Origin of the sequence: Pseudomonas anguilliseptica (genome assembly GCF_900105355.1) — a bacterium.
Taxonomy (GTDB): Bacteria; Pseudomonadota; Gammaproteobacteria; order Pseudomonadales; family Pseudomonadaceae; genus Aquipseudomonas; species Aquipseudomonas anguilliseptica.
The window spans coordinates 4301883-4317130 of the sequence record NZ_FNSC01000001.1; the positions used below are offsets into that span (position 1 = coordinate 4301883).

At 58.8% G+C, this 15248-nt stretch carries 12 protein-coding genes and 3 pseudogenes; 9 read left to right on the forward strand and 6 right to left on the reverse strand.

The genetic code is table 11. The annotated features are described in order from the left end of the window. Positions 1–40 precede the first annotated feature (40 nt). Positions 41–1021: an IS5 family transposase gene (locus tag BLW24_RS21085; protein WP_090386651.1), complete on the forward strand. Its 981-nt coding sequence runs from the start codon at positions 41–43 to the stop codon at positions 1019–1021. A gap of 346 nt (positions 1022–1367) precedes the next feature. Further along, complete coding sequence (locus BLW24_RS21090; protein WP_090386654.1) at positions 1368–2954, forward strand: ABC-F family ATPase; 1587 nt, start codon at positions 1368–1370, stop codon at positions 2952–2954. Positions 2955–3023: 69 nt separating this feature from the next. Here BLW24_RS21090 and BLW24_RS21095 read toward each other — a convergent pair whose 3' ends face one another. Then, a complete protein-coding gene (locus BLW24_RS21095; protein ID WP_090386656.1) occupies positions 3024–3632 on the reverse strand; it encodes an FMN-dependent NADH-azoreductase in 609 nt (202 codons plus the stop codon). Between the two features lie 124 nt (positions 3633–3756). Here BLW24_RS21095 and BLW24_RS21100 point away from each other — a divergent pair, with 124 nt between their 5' ends. Further along, entirely contained in the window at positions 3757–4656 is a 900-nt protein-coding gene (locus tag BLW24_RS21100) for a LysR substrate-binding domain-containing protein (RefSeq protein WP_090386658.1), read from the forward strand. A 2-nt stretch (positions 4657–4658) separates the two neighbouring features. On the opposite strand, the gene BLW24_RS21105 is transcribed toward BLW24_RS21100, so the two are convergent. Continuing rightward, positions 4659–5588, reverse strand: a complete 930-nt coding sequence (locus BLW24_RS21105) for an alpha/beta fold hydrolase (RefSeq protein ID WP_090387821.1) — start codon at positions 5586–5588, stop codon at positions 4659–4661. A gap of 86 nt (positions 5589–5674) precedes the next feature. Next, positions 5675–6505 carry an undecaprenyl-diphosphate phosphatase gene (locus tag BLW24_RS21110; protein ID WP_090386660.1) on the reverse strand — a complete coding sequence of 277 codons (831 nt, stop codon included), beginning with the start codon at positions 6503–6505 and terminating at the stop codon, positions 5675–5677. Between the two features lie 405 nt (positions 6506–6910). Between BLW24_RS21110 and BLW24_RS27280 the strand changes: the two are divergent. The 5 genes and pseudogenes from BLW24_RS27280 to BLW24_RS21135 form a co-directional block, all read left to right on the forward strand. Continuing rightward, a pseudogene (locus BLW24_RS27280) lies at positions 6911–7573 on the forward strand (cache domain-containing protein); the annotation flags it as partial. A gap of 135 nt (positions 7574–7708) precedes the next feature. Beyond that, positions 7709–8479: pseudogene (locus BLW24_RS27285) on the forward strand (methyl-accepting chemotaxis protein); the annotation flags it as partial. A 7-nt stretch (positions 8480–8486) separates the two neighbouring features. Continuing rightward, the gene (locus BLW24_RS21120; RefSeq protein ID WP_090386664.1) at positions 8487–9104 is read left to right on the forward strand and encodes a hypothetical protein; all 618 of its coding nucleotides are present in this window, start codon (positions 8487–8489) and stop codon (positions 9102–9104) included. A gap of 574 nt (positions 9105–9678) precedes the next feature. After that, positions 9679–11337, forward strand: coding sequence for a nitrite/sulfite reductase (locus BLW24_RS21130; protein WP_090386668.1), 1659 nt, complete (start codon positions 9679–9681; stop codon positions 11335–11337). Continuing rightward, positions 11321–11818 carry a DUF934 domain-containing protein gene (locus tag BLW24_RS21135; RefSeq protein WP_090386671.1) on the forward strand — a complete coding sequence of 166 codons (498 nt, stop codon included), beginning with the start codon at positions 11321–11323 and terminating at the stop codon, positions 11816–11818. Before BLW24_RS21130 ends, BLW24_RS21135 begins: the two co-directional genes overlap by 17 nt. 43 nt (positions 11819–11861) lie before the next feature. On the opposite strand, the gene BLW24_RS21140 is transcribed toward BLW24_RS21135, so the two are convergent. Then, on the reverse strand, positions 11862–12440 hold the full coding sequence (locus BLW24_RS21140; protein WP_090386673.1) for a TetR/AcrR family transcriptional regulator: 579 nt from the start codon (positions 12438–12440) through the stop codon (positions 11862–11864). Positions 12441–12553: 113 nt separating this feature from the next. Between BLW24_RS21140 and BLW24_RS21145 the strand changes: the two genes are divergently transcribed. Then, positions 12554–12991, forward strand: a complete 438-nt coding sequence (locus tag BLW24_RS21145; RefSeq protein WP_090386674.1) for a hotdog fold domain-containing protein — start codon at positions 12554–12556, stop codon at positions 12989–12991. A 54-nt stretch (positions 12992–13045) separates the two neighbouring features. Here BLW24_RS21145 and BLW24_RS21150 read toward each other — a convergent pair whose 3' ends face one another. Both BLW24_RS21150 and sohB read right to left on the reverse strand, forming a co-directional pair. Beyond that, positions 13046–14035, reverse strand: coding sequence for a YhdH/YhfP family quinone oxidoreductase (locus BLW24_RS21150; protein WP_090386675.1), 990 nt, complete (start codon positions 14033–14035; stop codon positions 13046–13048). A 25-nt stretch (positions 14036–14060) separates the two neighbouring features. After that, positions 14061–15080, reverse strand: a pseudogene (gene sohB, locus BLW24_RS21155) (protease SohB). Positions 15081–15248: the final 168 nt, after the last annotated feature.

Consider the following 15248-nt stretch of genomic DNA (forward strand, 5'->3'; position numbering starts at 1 on the left):
TTTTGGCAAAATGCCCGGACGCCACCCGCCGAGTTTTCCGATGAAGCAAATGACCTTCGCCGATGCCGAGTACGCCGGCAAACGCAAGCAGACCCGCAAAGAGTTGTTCCTGATCGAGATGGATCGGGTGGTGCCGTGGAAGGGTTTGATCGCACTGATCGAACCGTATTACCCCAAGGGTGAAGGCGGTCGGCCGGCCTATCCGCTGATGGCGATGCTACGTGTGCACCTGATGCAGAACTGGTTCGGCTACAGCGACCCGGCGATGGAAGAAGCGCTGTACGAGACCACTATCCTGCGGCAGTTCGCCGGGCTGAGTCTGGAACGTATCCCCGACGAAACCACCATCCTCAACTTCCGTCGTCTGCTGGAGAAACATGAGTTGGCTGCCGGCATCCTGGCCGTCATCAATGGCTATCTTGGCGACCGTGGCCTGTCGTTGCGCCAAGGCACCATCGTCGATGCCACGCTGATCAATGCGCCGAGTTCGACCAAGAACAAGGACGGCAAACGCGACCCAGAGATGCACCAGGCCAAGAAGGGCAACCAATACTACTTCGGCATGAAGGCGCACATTGGCGTGGATGACGAGTCGGGGCTGGTACACAGCGTGGTAGGCACGGCGGCCAACGTGGCGGATGTCACTCAGGTCGACAAGTTGCTGCACGGCGAGGAAAACGTGGTGTGCGCCGATACGGGTTATACCGGCGTCGAAAAGCGCCCCGAACATGATGGGCGCGAGGTGATCTGGCAGGTTGCTGCCCGCCGCAGCACCTATAAGAAGCTGGGTAAGAGCAGCCCGCTGTACAAAGCCAAACGCAAGATCGAGAAGGCCAAGGCCCAGGTGCGCGCCAAGGTTGAGCACCCGTTCCGGGTGATCAAGCGTCAGTTCAGTTATGTAAAGACACGCTTCCGTGGCTTGGCCAAGAACACGGCGCAACTGATGACGCTGTTCGCGCTGTCGAACCTGTGGATGGCACGCCGACATTTACTGACCAATGCAGGAGAGGTGCGCCTGTAATGCGGGAAATGGCTGCCGCGAGCTACTCGCGGCGGCTAAAAACACAGAAATGAATGGGTAATCTGATCGTTTTTGATCGATTTGCCGCTTTCAAAATCGGCGGGGGCTGAAGTCAGCCAGAAATACATGGCTACTTCAGACCATCCCTTAGCGAACTGCCGACAAGCCGATTGGGCTTTCCGCATTGACAGGGCGTTCGCCAGGGCAGCCCATGACATGTCCTGCAGCACGGCCAAACAGCTCGAATAGACATTCCGCCCGTCCCATCTGCTGCCTTTTGTGGCCGTAAACCGCTACAATCGCGCCCCTTTCGCGCACGTGCGCCCGTTTATCTGGACCAAGATTCGTGATCTCCACCGCCAACATCACCATGCAATTCGGGGCCAAGCCCCTGTTCGAGAACGTTTCCGTGAAGTTCAACAACGGCAACCGTTACGGCCTGATCGGGGCCAACGGCTGCGGTAAGTCGACCTTTATGAAGATTCTTGGCAGCGATCTGGAGCCGAGCGCTGGCCAGGTGATGCTGGAGCCAAACGTACGCCTGGGTAAGCTGCGCCAGGACCAGTTCGCCTACGAAGAATTCAGCGTGATCGACACCGTGATCATGGGTCACGAAGAGCTGTGGAAGGTCAAAGCCGAACGCGACCGCATCTACTCCCTGGCGGAGATGAGTGAAGAAGACGGCATGAAGGTCGGTGAGCTGGAAGGTGAGTTTGCCGAAATGGACGGCTACACCGCCGAATCCCGCGCTGGCGAGCTGTTGCTCGGCCTGGGCATTCCGCTGGAGCAGCACTTTGGTCCGATGAGCGAAGTCGCTCCCGGCTGGAAGCTGCGCGTGCTGTTGGCCCAGGCGCTGTTCTCCGACCCGGAAGTGCTGCTGCTCGACGAGCCGACCAACCACCTGGATATCAACACCATCCGCTGGCTGGAAAACATCCTGGTGCAGCGCAACAGCACCATGATCATCATTTCCCACGACCGTCACTTCCTCAACTCGGTCTGCACCCATATGGCCGACCTGGACTACGGCGAGCTGCGCCTGTTCCCCGGCAACTATGACGAGTACATGACTGCAGCGACCCAGTCGCGCGAGCAGTTGCTGGCCGACAACGCCAAGAAGAAAGCGCAGATTTCCGAACTGCAGAGCTTCGTCAGCCGCTTCTCGGCCAACGCTTCGAAAGCCAAGCAGGCCACCAGCCGCGCCAAGCAGATCGACAAGATCCAGCTGGCCGAGGTCAAGCCGTCAAGCCGCGTCAGCCCGTTTATCCGCTTCGAGCAGAACAAGAAGCTGCACCGCCAGGCCGTGATGATCGACAAAGTGGCCAAGGGTTTCGACGGCAAGGCGCTGTTCAAGAACTTCAGTTTCCAGGTTGAAGCCGGCGAGCGCGTGGCGATTATCGGTCCGAACGGTATCGGTAAGACCACCCTGCTGCGCACCTTGATGGGCGAACTGACCCCGGATGCCGGTACGGTGAAATGGACCGACAGCGCGGAACTCGGCTACTACGCCCAGGACCACGCCCACGATTTTGAAGACGATGTCAGCCTGTTCGACTGGATGGGCCAGTGGACCACCGGCGAGCAGATGATCCGCGGCACGCTGGGTCGCATGCTGTTCTCCAACGATGAAATCCTCAAATCGGTAAAAGTCATCTCTGGTGGTGAGCAAGGCCGCATCCTGTTCGGCAAGCTGATCCTGCAAAAGCCCAACGTGCTGGTGATGGACGAACCGACCAACCACCTGGACATGGAATCCATCGAGGCGCTCAACCTGGCGCTGGAGAACTACCCGGGCACGCTGATCTTCGTCAGTCATGACCGTGAGTTCGTTGGCTCCCTGGCAACCCGCATTATCGAGCTGTCGCCCAACGGCATCACCGATTTCAGCGGCACCTACGATGACTACCTGCGTAACCAGGGCGTGATCGTCTAAACCGGCAGTAACCTGCGTCCAAGAAAAAGCCCGCTCAGTTGAGCGGGCTTTTTGCTTTATGCGGTGCCATCAGGCAGTGGCGAACAACTCCGCAACTTTCGCCTGCGCCGCCGCGAAAGCGTTGGCACGTGGCTCGTCACCGTAGGCCAGGCCTTCGGCGCGGACGATTTCGATATCGGTAATGCCAAGGAAACGCAGCACCAGCAGCAGGTAGTCTTCGTGGGCCTGACCACTTGGCTGGCCGGCGTGAATGCCGCCAGCGGTGGAAACGATCACCACCTTCTTGCCGCCCGCCAGGCCCTTGGGGCCGTTTTCATCGTAGGCGAAGGTCTTGCCGGCTACCGCCACACGATCAATCCAGGCCTTGAGCTGAGTTGGTACGGTGAAGTTGTACATCGGCGCGCCAATCACGATGGCATCGGCCGCAAGAAACTCATTGAGGGTGTTTTCAGCCAGCTCGACCTCATGCTTCTGCGCTGCATCACGCAGCTCGGCTGGAGTACCGCCTGCCACCAGGCTGGCTGCCGACAGATGGCTCAGCGCATCGCTGGCCAGGTCGCGATAGCTCACCTGCGCTTCAGGTTCAGCCACGAGCCAGGCGTCAACTACGGCACGGCTGAGTTGGCGGGAAGCGGACGAGTCGCCGAGGATGCTGGAATCGAGGTGCAGTAATTTCATGACAATCTCCAAATTGAGATCGCCCCACGGCGATCAAGATGCTGGAGATACTATCAATGAAAGCAATAGCCGATTAGTTGGCAAAAATGCGATAGTTCAGTCCCACTGATAGGACGATAAAGCCATGCACGACCTCAATGACCTGTTCTACTTTGCCAAGGTTGTGGAAGCCGGCGGCTTCGCTGCAGCCGGGCGCACCCTTGGCATCCCCAAATCACGCCTGTCGCGGCGGATTGCCGAACTGGAAAACCGTCTGGGCGCGCGCCTGCTGCAACGCACCACGCGCAAGCTGGCGCTGACCGATATCGGTGAGCGCTACCTGCGCCATTGCCAGGCCATGCTGCAGGAGGCCGAACAAGCCGAGGAAACCGTGGCCAGTCTGACCAGCGAACCGCGCGGCCGCCTGCGGGTCAGCGCACCAGGCGGTATCGCCCTGCTCTCGGAGCTGGTGGTGAGTTTTCTCGCGGCCTACCCCAAGGTGCAACTAGAGTTGATTCAAACCAATCGGCGCATCGACCTGCTCAACGAGGGCGTTGACGTCGCCTTGCGTGTGCGCAGCGCCGAGGATGAAGCCCCGACGCTGATCACTCGCCGCCTGCGTCCGGCACAGGCTTTTATGGTGGCCGCACCTGCCTTGCTGATGGAGGTCAAGATCAGCACGCCTGATGACCTATCCGCACTGCCGGCCCTGGGAGCCCTGGAAGCGGACCGCAAAATTCACCTGCGTTTGCAGCATGACAGCGGACGCGTACAGGAAGTTGTGCTGGAAGCTCGCCTGGCCATTGAGGACTTCAACGTGCGCAAACACGCCGCCATAAGTGGCCTGGGGTTTACCATGCTGCCCGCGCCCCTGTGCCTGGATGAACTGGCTGATGGCCGACTGATCCGCCTACTGCCTGACTGGACGCTGCCCGCCGCTAATCTGCAAGCGGTGTACACCCACAGACGCGGCATGCTGCCAGCCGTGCGGGCGTGGATCGAACATATCAGCGAAGCCTTCAGCCGCTGGGATCAGCCGATCTAGGTTTAACGGGGAAAATGCCGAGCGAGAAACGCCAGCAGCAGCTGATTGACCCACTCGGCCTGCTCGTTCTGAATCCAGTGGCCGCACTCACTCAGCACATGCTGCTCCAACTGGGGCACACGTTTGGGCATCTGCTTGAGAGTGTAAGCCTCCAAGGTGCCGACCGGATCCTGATCACCGAGTAGAAACAGCGCTGGCTGCTCGATCTGCCGATCCGCCAGGACCTCAGTGCGCAGCCAGTTGCGCTCGAAATTGCGGTACCAGTTCAGTGCCCCGTAAAAACCGCGACCCTCGAAGGTTTTCAGGTAGTGCTCGAATGCCGCGTTGTCACACCAGACAGGCAGCGTGCCGGGGTCAAACATGCCATCAAACAGCCCTGCCCCGGCCGGCTTTTCCTGCAGAAAGTGATCCTTGGGCACGGCCGCCGAGGTGTTGTACATCATCATGCGCAGGGTGCGAGGAATATCGGCATCCATTTCCGCCTCGGCTACGCCTGGCTGCTGAAAATGCAGGATGTAGTGAAAGCGCTCAGCGTACAGTTGACGCATGATCTCGATGGCCGGCTGCCTGGGGCGTCCGCCAAACGGCACTGCCATAGCGACCCAGGCAATCGGTGCGCCCCAGTCGTGGCCGACCACACAGACCTGCTGCTGCCCCAGCCGATCCATGGCCGCCTGAATATCACCGCAGATCGTCAGCACATCGTAGGCAGCCGGATCACGCGGTGCACTGCTCTGGCCATAACCGCGCATTTCCGGGATCAGCACGCGATAACCGGCAGCCGTCAGCGGCGCAATCTGCTGGCGCCAGGAATGCCAGCACTCGGGAAAGCCGTGCAGCAACCAGACCGGCCGCCCAGTCGCGGGGCCGGCACTGTATAGACTCAGATCAATGCCGTTGACCTGAAGGATGTGCTGCTCGATCTGATGCATATGCGCCCCCATTACCCGAGGCCACTATGACAAAGGTGCACCCGAGGGTGCCCCCTTAATCCATCTGCCGAATACAGCCTAAGCAATCAAAGCTGCGCCGTGCTCCAGTCAATCCACTGCAGCTGCCAGGTCGCCAGAATCAGCAAGCCGAAACCAATGCGGTACCAGGCAAACGCCGCATAGCTGTGCTTGCCAATAAAGCTGAGCAGCGCCCGCACCGCGATCATCGCGAAGATAAAGGAGGTGACAAAGCCAATGGCAAATACCGGCAGATCACTGGCCTGGAACAGATCGCGGTACTTGTAACCGGAGTACACCGCGGCACCGACCATGGTCGGCATGGCGAGAAAGAAGGAAAACTCGGTCGCCGCTTTGCGCGACAAACCGAACAGCAGGCCACCGATAATCGTCGCACCGGAGCGTGAAGTACCCGGAATCATCGCCAGGCACTGGGTGCAACCGATCTTCAGTGCATCCTTCCAGGTCATGTCATCCACGCTCTCGGCGTGTACCAGATGCGTGCGCCGCTCAGCCCAGAGCATGATCACCCCGCCCACCACCAGCGCCAGGGCTACAGTGATCGGGTTGAACAGGTAATGGTGAATCAGGTCGGCAAACAGTACACCCAGCGCCACGGCCGGCAGAAAGGCAATTAGCAGATTAGCCGTGAAGCGTTGCGCTTGCGGCTCTTTAGGCAGCCCGACAACGATGGCGAGAACCTTGCGTCGGTACTCCCATACCACTGCGAGAATCGCCCCCAGCTGGATGATGATATTGAAAGCCATCGCCCGCTCGCCGCCAAAATCAATCAGGTCGGCAACTATGATCTGGTGGCCGGTGCTGGATATCGGCAGAAACTCGGTCACGCCTTCCACAACGCCCAGAATCAGTGCCTGTACGGCAACCCAAAGATCCATCCCCGCTCCTAAATACGTGCGTTATCAGGCACGAACAACAAATATGCTGATGAACTTGTGAGGGCGTCCGACCGAACCATTCATAAAAGGTTCCTGCCGACAGAAAAAATAATCAAATCACGTACTTAACCCGCAATGGCGCAAATCCTAGCAGAGAACCTGCGTATTTAATGCACGCGACGCTGCCCGCAAATGCACTCCACGCCTGAAACGCCTCATGCAATAGCTCGCCTACACTCTGCTTATCTGCCAATTAGCCTAAGGTCTAACGCAACCAGGTAATACTCCTGGCCTATAAGAGGCGACCCAGCGCCTAAAACAACAAGGGAGAACAACTCCATGAATAGCCTGCGCAGCCTGCCCATTAACCGTCGCCTATGGCTGATCCTGGTGGTCGCCATCCTTATGCTGATTATTCAGGGCGCATTGTTGCTCAAGCAGATCCACAGCGACCTGTACGCCGCCAAAGCCGAAAAAACTCAGCACGTGGTACAGAGCGCAGCCGGTGTTCTGCAGCACTATCACGCCCTGGAAGCTGCCGGCAGCATAGCTCGCGAAGATGCACAGAAGCAGGCGATGGAAACCATCCGCGGCCTGCGCTACGCCGGCCAGGAATACTTCTGGATCAATGACCAAACCCCGGTGATGGTCATGCACCCGACCAACCCCAAACTTGAAGGCCAGGACCTCTCGGGTTTCAAGGATCCCGATGGCAAGGCACTGTTCAATGAAATGGTCGCCATCAGCAAACGCCAGGGCGCCGGCCATGTCGATTACCGCTGGCCAAAACCGGGCGCCAGCGATCCCGTGCCCAAGGTGTCTTATGTGCAACTGTTCCAGCCCTGGGGCTGGATCATCGGTTCAGGCGTCTATGTCGACGATGTGCAGGCCGAGTTCCAGGCCCAGGCGCTAAAAGCCATGCTGATCGGCCTGGTGATTGCCGCGCTGGTCGCCCTGCTGATTGTGCTGATCGTACGCAGCATCACCCAGCCCCTGCAGCACGCCGTCAGCGCCATGGCCAATATCGCCAGCGGCGACGGTGACCTGACACGCAACCTCGACACCCATGGCAACGATGAGCTGTCTGCCCTGTCCCGTCACTTCAATGCCTTTACCGACAAGCTACGTCTGGTGATCAAGCAATCCCTAGACTCCGCCGGCCAACTGGATACCGCCGCACGCAACCTCGGCGAGGTTTCCGGCCAGGCGCAGCAGCACAGCGAACAGCAATCACAACAGATGGAACTGGTAGCCACCGCCATAAATGAGGTGACCTATGGCGTGCAGGATGTGGCAAAAAACGCCGAGCACGCTTCCTCCGAAGTGCACGCCGCAGAAGAGCAAGCCCTGCAAGGCCAGCAGAGCATTGAAGCAAGCCTGCGGCAGATCAACGAATTGTCCGGTACCATCGACCAGGCCGTAACGGTGATTCAAGCCCTGGCCCAGGAAAGCACGCAGATTGGCAGCGTCTTGGAGGTGATCCGCTCGATTGCCGAACAGACCAACCTGCTGGCGCTCAATGCCGCCATCGAAGCTGCGCGAGCCGGCGAACAAGGCCGTGGGTTTGCAGTGGTTGCCGATGAGGTACGCCTGCTGGCGCAGCGCACGCAAAAATCCACGGCGGAAATCCAGGTGATGATCGAGCGCTTACAAGGCAACTCGGAAGCCGCGGTCAAGGTGATCAACGACAGCAGCAAAGCCTCGCAGCTGACCATCGAGCAAGCCAGTCAAGCCGGCGCCAGCCTGACGTCGATCGCCAGCGGCCTGCGTAATCTCACCGGTCTGAACGCTTCCATCGCCAGCGCGACACTGCAACAATCGCACGTGGTCGAAGACATCAATCAGAACGTCACCCAGGCAGCCAGCCTGACCCATAACAATGCCCTGGCGGCGCAACAATCCAGTGATGCCGGGCAACACCTAGGTCAGTTGGCCGAGCAGCTCAACCGGCTGCTTGGACAGTTCAGGGTATGAGAACGCAATGAGCGATATGGAGCACCAGGAAGTCGACCTGAGCAAACCGCAGAATCAGGACCTGATCTGGGATCTGGACAGCATCGCCCGGCGCGAGCTGGCGGAACGCTTTATCAAGCTGTTCGAGAACCGCCTGTGCGTGTACTCGGAGTCGACGCGCCAGCTATACACCAACTACGACCTGCACTTCCCAAGCGATATGGGCCGCAAGATGGTGGTGCTGCCCAACCCCTACGCCTTCCATGACACCCTGCATGGCATCGAAGCGCATGCTGTGCGTAAAACCGGGCTATGCGTGCTGCCCGGCGTAGTTCTGCGCAAGCCTGGCTTGCTGCTGACTACGATGATCAAGGAAGGCGGCCCGGCACCGAAAACCATGCCGTTCAAACCGGCGTTGGCGCAAATCATCAGCAACCAGAAGAAGGCCGGCGATATCTTCCTGCCGATCATGATGAAGGGCGACCTGCGCGAGTTTGATCAGCAGATGCCCTACATTCACCTGCATCGCCTGCAGGTCAGCCGCCTGACCCGGCTATCGACCTTCGAGCGTGACGATATTCAGCAGTCCATTACACGCAAGTTGCTTATGCTCTATCGCCAAGCCGACAGCCTTAGCTGCCACTGACTACCAACCCTGCTCTGCGGACAATAAAAAAGCGGGATCAGTTAACTGATCCCGCTTTGTGCTTTAGCCGCTGCTAGGTCTTATTGCTGACTGACCCAGAACACCGCGGTGACAACGAAAATCACAATCAAGGCGAATATGGCCTTGGCATCGACCACGCTGTCAGCATTATCCGGTTCACTGTGTTCGCTCATGGACTACCTCCTTTAGTTGTGCTTATGGGTGAATCGTCTTGTGCAGTTAAGACCAGCATGGCCGCTTACTCAAGCCGTGGGGCTATGTTCAACGGCCGCCTTATCCCTTTAAGTTCTTTCCATATACTCAAACATCACTTTTGCGCATAACCCTGAGCTGGTATCTTCCTCCGGCTCCGCAGGGAGTGCGCGGCCGTGCGCGCTGATTAGCTGTGAGAGCCGGTTTACGATATAGCGAGCTAGAGCCATGCCAGGCAAAAACAGGCGAGGAAGCGCAGTGTACGAGCTGTACATGAGCATTCCGAACCTGTTTTAACGCCGCAGGGCCGACGCGCAGCAGATCGGAAACGGGTTCTAAAAGCCTGATAACAGGACACCCCATGTACGTATACGACCAGTACGACCAAAAAATCGTCGAAGACCGCGTCAAGCAGTACCGCGATCAAACCCGCCGTTACCTCGCCGGTGAACTGAGCGGTGAAGAGTTCCGCCCGCTGCGCCTGCAGAATGGCCTGTACATCCAGCGCTTTGCGCCCATGCTGCGCGTTGCCGTGCCGTACGGTCTGATGTCGTCCGCCCAGGTGCGCATGATGGCCAAGATTGCCCGTGACTATGACAAGGGTTACGCGCATATCAGCACCCGTCAGAACGTGCAGTTCAACTGGCCGGATCTGGAAGATGTGCCTGACATTCTCGCCGAGCTGGCCACCGTGCAGATGCACGCCATCCAGACCAGCGGCAACTGCATCCGTAACACCACCACCGACCAGTTCGCCGGCGTGGCCAAGGATGAAATCATCGACCCACGCCCGTGGTGCGAGATCATCCGTCAGTGGTCGACCTTCCACCCCGAGTTCACCCACCTGCCGCGCAAGTTCAAGATTGCCGTCAACGGTGCCGTGAGCGACCGTGCAGCGATCGAGGTGCATGACATCGGCCTGGAAGCGGTACAGAATGACGCCGGCGAGCTGGGCTTCCGCGTCTCCGTCGGTGGCGGTCTCGGTCGTACGCCGATCGTTGGTAGCTTTATCAACGAGTTCCTGCCGTGGCAGCACCTGATCAGTTACCTCGACGCCATCCTGCGTGTGTACAACCGCTATGGCCGTCGTGATAACAAGTACAAGGCGCGCATCAAGATTCTGGTCAAGGCGTTGACGCCTGAAGTCTTCGCCGAGCGCGTCAATGCTGAGTGGGCTCACCTGAAAGATGGCCCGACTACCCTGACCGACGCCGAAGTCGCCCGCGTTGCAGCGCACTTTATCGACCCAAGCTACAAAGCCCTCGACGATCAGGATGCCGCACTGGCGGCCCTGGATGCCGAACACCCAGGCTTTGCCCGCTGGCGTCAGCGCAACACCTTCGCCCACAAGACGCCGGGCTATGTCGCCGTTACTCTGTCGCTCAAGCCGACCGGCGTGGCGCCAGGCGATGTCACCGACAAGCAGCTCGACGTGATCGCCGACCTGGCCGACCGCTACAGCTTTGGCGAAGTGCGCAACAGCCACAACCAGAACATCATCCTCGCGGATGTCGAGCAGGCGCAGCTGTTCACCCTATGGGGCGAGCTGCGTGAAAACGGTTTTGCTACGCCGAACGTCGGCCTGCTGACCGATATCATCTGCTGCCCGGGCGGCGACTTCTGCTCGCTGGCCAACGCCAAGTCGATCCCGATTGCCGAAGCCATTCAGCGTCGTTTCGACGACCTGGATTATCTGTTCGACATCGGCAATATCGACCTGAACATCTCCGGTTGCATGAACGCCTGCGGTCACCACCACGTTGGCCATATCGGCATCCTCGGGGTGGACAAGAAAGGTCAGGAGTTCTATCAGGTGTCCCTCGGCGGCAGCGCCGGTCGTGACGCCAGCCTGGCGCAGATCCTCGGCCCCTCCTTCGCCGAAGCGGACATGGCCGATGTGATCGACAAGATTATCAAGGTCTATGTCGAGCGCCGCACCGAAGAAGAGAGTTTCCTCGACACCTTCCGCCGTATCGGCGTCGACCCGTTCAAGGAGCGCGTATATGCAGCGAATCATTAAGAACGGCCAGTTGGTAGACGAAAGCTGGCACCTGCTGCCCAAAGACGCCACGCTGGATGGTATTTCCAACTGCGACGACCTGATTGTGCCGCTGACACTTTGGGTCGAGCACAGCACCGCACTCAAGGCCCGCGATGGCGGCCTGGGTGTGTGGCTGGATGCCGGTGAGGAAATCGAAGAAATCGCCGATCAGCTGGATAACTTCCAGGTTATCGCGCTGAACTTCCCGGCGTTCACCGATGGCCGCCACTGCTCCACCGCCTACCTGCTGCGCAACCGCTACAGCTACAAAGGTGAAGTGCGCGCCATCGGCGATGTACTGCGCGATCAGTTGTTCTCCTACCTGCGCGTGGGCTTCGATGCCTTCGCCCTGCGCGAGGACAAAGACCCGCTGGATGCCTTGAAAGCCTTCGAGGAGTTCAGCGAGGTCTATCAGGCCTCCACGGATCAGCCCTTGCCGCTGTTCCGCCGCCGCGCCTGATTGGCTCAGCACTGAAAAGCCCCGCACTGCGGGGCTTTTTATTTCAGGCTTTCACGCTGTCCCAGGCCAGCTGCGCCAATAACTCGCGGCAATCCGCCAGCTGCGTTTGCGTACGCCCCGCCAACCAGTTACGCGCGAGGTCGTGGGTTGGCCCGATAATCACCGAAGCAAAACAGTCCACCGGCATGGCCTTAAACAGCCCCTCTTCACGGTAGCGCGATAGCGCGGCAAAGATGCGCTGAAAGTGCTCGCGGTTTGCCTCCCGCAGCTGCTCGCCCATTTCTCCCGCCTCAACCCGGCTGCGGCTGTGCAGAACAAAACGCGCCCAATCAGGATTCGCCACCACCCAGTCGATACAGCTGGTGACCAGCAACTTGACGCAAGCCTCGGCGCTGTCAGCCGTGGCAAAGCCTTCTTCCAGCATCGCCGCATACTCTGCCGTACCTGCCAGATAGAGCGCGGCGATGATCCGCTCCTTGTTGCCGAAATGGTGATACAGACTGCCGATACTGGCCTCGGAACGGTCACGAATCATCTCGATGGTGGTGCCATCAACACCGACCTCGGTAAAGCAGGCCAACGCGGCCTGGAGGATTTCATCTTTGCGGGAACGACGAGCCATGCTTTCCTCGTACAGCCATCAACAAGAAAATAATTCTAGAATTTAATTCTAATATTTGTACACTGCCCTGGCGCGCACTCAATCCATCACGCCAATCCGCCCAGGAGAAGTCCATGAGCCAGATGTTACAGATGTTCCAGCAAGCAGGCCCGGTGCAGTTCAGCGCCATGATTGGCCAGGTCGCGCCCTACTTCGCCAGCATCGCCCCACAATTCGTTGAGCTGCGCCCAGGCTACGCTGAAGTCACCTTTCCCAAACGCCGAGAAGTGCTCAACCATCTTGGCACCGTACACGCCATTGCCCTGTGCAATGCCGCTGAACTGGCTGCTGGCACTATGACTGACGCGTCGATCCCGAAGGGTTGCCGCTGGATTCCGCGCGGAATGACTGTGGAATACCTGGCAAAGGCTGATGGTGATATTCGCGCCGTGGCCGATGGCAGCGCCATCGACTGGAACCAGCTGGGTGACGTCACTGTGCCTGTGCAAGCCTTTGTCGGCGACAAAGCTGTGTTCCGTGCAGACATCACCATGTACATCAGTCAAGCCTGAGCCCCAGAAACACAAAGGCCCGGAAGTACCGGGCCTTATCAGACACGCTAGCCATCAAGCCAGATTGACCAACACGCGCCCGACCTGCTTGCCAGCCAGGATCTGCGCAATGGTTGCCGGCAATTGCTCAAGCGTTACCTCGCTGACCAGTGCATCGAGCTTGACCTTCCATTGCAACGACAGCTTGTCCCACATCGACGCCTTGACCACCAGCGGTAACTCCACCGAATCGACCCCCAGCAGGTTCACTCCGCGCAGAATAAACGGCAGCACACTGCCCTTGAAACCGACCCCGGCTGTCAGGCCGCAGCAGGCAACACTGGAACCGTAGCGCATCGATTTGACCACGTTGAACAGGATATCCCCGCCCACGCAATCCACCGCGCCAGCCCACTGTTCCTTGAGCATCGGCTTATCGATGCCTTCCTGTAACTCAGAACGCAGCACAATTTGCTGCGCACCTAGCGCCTTGAGGTAATCCGCCTGCTCGGCCTTGCCGGTCGATGCCGCCACGCGGTAGCCCAGGGCAGTCAACAAAGCCACCGCGACACTGCCAACACCACCTGTGGCACCCGTCACCAGTACGGTGCCGGCATCCGGCGTCAGCCCGCTTTGTTCCAGCTTGTCGACACACAGTGCTGCGGTCAGCCCGGCGGTACCAAGCACCATGGCCTCGCGCAGCGACAAGCCCTTGGGCCGTTTCAGTGCCCAGCTGGCAGGAATACGAATGTATTGAGCAAAACCGCCCGAGGTGTTCATGCCCAGATCGTAACCGGTGACGATTACCTCATCACCGATGCTGAATTCGGCCACGCTGGAGGCCTCCACCACGCCTGCAGCATCAATGCCAGGTGTGTGTGGAAAGTTTCTGGTCACGCCGCGGTTACCGCTGGCCGACAACGCATCCTTGTAGTTGAGCGAGGAGTATTTGACTCGAATCAGCAACTCGCCAGCGGGCAAGTCACCGATATCGCGCTGCACAATCACCTGTTCGAAATCGCCCGCTGCGCTTTCACGGGCTTGCAATGCACTGAACTTGCTCATGTTCTTCCTCTGTGTGACGGATCGATTACCAGAAACGCTGCTGATTCAAACGACTCAGCCAGCTCAGAACAAAACGATCCAGCGCTACGCTGCCCGCCAGTCCAACGCGCTCCTGCAGGGTTTTCTTCTCGGCATAGTGCAAATGAAACAGCTCGGCGCTCTTGGCGCGCTCTGCCAGGTATTCGTCACTGGTCTTCAACTCATCAACCAGTTGTTTCTCCAGCGCCGCCAGGCCAAGCCAGACTTCACCCGTGGCAATCTGGTCGATATCCAGCTACGGTCGGTAGCGGGCAACAAAGCCTTTGAACAACTCGTGGGTGGTTTCCAGGTCTTCTTGGAACTTCTCCCGGCCCTTCTCAGTGTTCTCGCCGAACACGGTCAGGGTGCGCTTGTACTCACCAGCGGTAAGTACTTCAAAATCGATGTCATGCTTCTTCAGCAGGCGGTACACATTAGGCAGCTGAGCAACCACGCCAATCGAGCCAAGAATGGCGAACGGCGCGGAAATGATCTTCTCGCCAATGCAGGCCATCATATAGCCGCCGCTGGCCGCTACCTTGTCGATACAGACGGTCAGCGGTACACCCGCCTGCCGAATGCGCGCCAGCTGCGAAGAGGCCAAGCCATAGCTGTGCACCATGCCGCCGCCACTTTCCAAACGCAGCACCACTTCATCCTGCGGCGTTGCCATAGTCAGTAAAGCAGTGATTTCGTGGCGCAGGCTGTCGGTGGCCGACGCTTTGATATCGCCATCGAAATCCAGCACGTAGACGCGCGGCTTGTGGATGCCAGCCTTTTTCTCCTGCTTAGCGGCCTTGGCTTCGGCCTTGCTCGCGGCTTTCAGTTGCTCCTTATCGAGCACCGCGTGCTCCATTCGCTGATGCAACTGCTTGAAAAAGTCATTGAGCCTATTTACCTGCAGCTGGCCAGTGCTCTGCCGGCCCTTGCTGCGCAGTGCGGCAATCGATACCAACACCACCAGAATGGCCACAACCAGGGTCACTGTCTTGGCCAGAAAGCCGATGTACTCTGCAAAAAACTCCACGAATTCCCCCTTGCTCCAATGGCAGCGCGCGCTCATCGGCCGCGCTGAATAGTGCCCAAGCATACCGAGGCCATGGATTGGCGGCCAGCAAACAGACCACCGCTATTCAGCGCACTCATGCAATTCAAACAAGCGTATGTTTTTACGTTGACAGCTCCTGAGCTTCCT

Excerpts from the sequence above, each read along its gene's own strand:
- BLW24_RS21135 (WP_090386671.1), top strand. The coding sequence starts at position 11,321 with ATGCAGCGAATCATTAAGAACGGCCAGTTGGTAGACGAAAGCTGGCAC.
- BLW24_RS21085 (WP_090386651.1), top strand. The coding sequence starts at position 41 with ATGAAGCAAATGACCTTCGCCGATGCCGAGTACGCCGGCAAACGCAAG.
- BLW24_RS21150 (WP_090386675.1), bottom strand. The coding sequence starts at position 14,035 with ATGAGCAAGTTCAGTGCATTGCAAGCCCGTGAAAGCGCAGCGGGCGAT.
- BLW24_RS21100 (WP_090386658.1), top strand. The coding sequence starts at position 3,757 with ATGCACGACCTCAATGACCTGTTCTACTTTGCCAAGGTTGTGGAAGCC.
- BLW24_RS21095 (WP_090386656.1), bottom strand. The coding sequence starts at position 3,632 with ATGAAATTACTGCACCTCGATTCCAGCATCCTCGGCGACTCGTCCGCT.
- BLW24_RS21140 (WP_090386673.1), bottom strand. The coding sequence starts at position 12,440 with ATGGCTCGTCGTTCCCGCAAAGATGAAATCCTCCAGGCCGCGTTGGCC.
- BLW24_RS21130 (WP_090386668.1), top strand. The coding sequence starts at position 9,679 with ATGTACGTATACGACCAGTACGACCAAAAAATCGTCGAAGACCGCGTC.
- BLW24_RS21105 (WP_090387821.1), bottom strand. The coding sequence starts at position 5,588 with ATGCATCAGATCGAGCAGCACATCCTTCAGGTCAACGGCATTGATCTG.
- BLW24_RS21110 (WP_090386660.1), bottom strand. The coding sequence starts at position 6,505 with ATGGATCTTTGGGTTGCCGTACAGGCACTGATTCTGGGCGTTGTGGAA.
- BLW24_RS21145 (WP_090386674.1), top strand. The coding sequence starts at position 12,554 with ATGAGCCAGATGTTACAGATGTTCCAGCAAGCAGGCCCGGTGCAGTTC.
- BLW24_RS21120 (WP_090386664.1), top strand. The coding sequence starts at position 8,487 with ATGAGCGATATGGAGCACCAGGAAGTCGACCTGAGCAAACCGCAGAAT.